Raw genomic sequence first — 641 nt, forward strand, 5'->3', positions numbered from 1 at the left:
GATAAACTGGGTGCACAAACCAACCTGAGCATTTATGGTAATTATGCTTACCGCATCAGGATGAATGATGATGGTAGCTCGAGGTTGGCCCTAGGCTTAGGTATAGGGATGGTGCAGCTGGGGATCGACGGTTCCATGCTAAACCCCAACAACCCTGAACCTAACCAGCCTGTAGGTGTGCAGAGTACCATTGTACCCGATGCCAGGGCAGGGGTTTACTTTGCCAATGATAGGTATTATGCCGGTTTCTCGGTTGATAACCTGATTGCCACTTATATCAATATCGACCGTTATGCCTTTATCCCACAGCCAAAACCACATTATTATTTAACAGCAGGAGCATTGTTTCCGCTTAACGAAGATTTTCAGATCAAACCTTCTTTCCTTTTAAAAGACGACCGTGGCGGCCCCACCAGTTTAGATGTTAACGCATTTTTACTGATCAAAGATTTTTTATGGGTAGGTGGTTCGTACCGTACCGGAGTAAAACTGTATGATAAAAGCTATCTACAGCGCGACCTAACGCCGCGTAACTCAGCAGTTGCCGCGATCCAGCTTTTTCCATCAGAGAAAATCAGGATTGGTTACGGATACGACTTCTCCATTGGCCCGTTACAGGGTTACAGCGGCGGCACGCATGA

Annotated in this window: 1 protein-coding gene; it reads left to right on the forward strand. The window is 46.6% G+C overall.

Annotated elements, in window-relative coordinates; all coding sequences use genetic code 11:
• A partial coding sequence (locus R2R28_RS29115; RefSeq protein WP_316829175.1) for a PorP/SprF family type IX secretion system membrane protein occupies positions 1-641 on the forward strand: 641 nt, incomplete at both ends.

Origin of the sequence: Pedobacter miscanthi (genome assembly GCF_032678605.1) — a bacterium.
GTDB classification, from domain to species: domain Bacteria; phylum Bacteroidota; class Bacteroidia; order Sphingobacteriales; family Sphingobacteriaceae; genus Pedobacter; species Pedobacter miscanthi_A.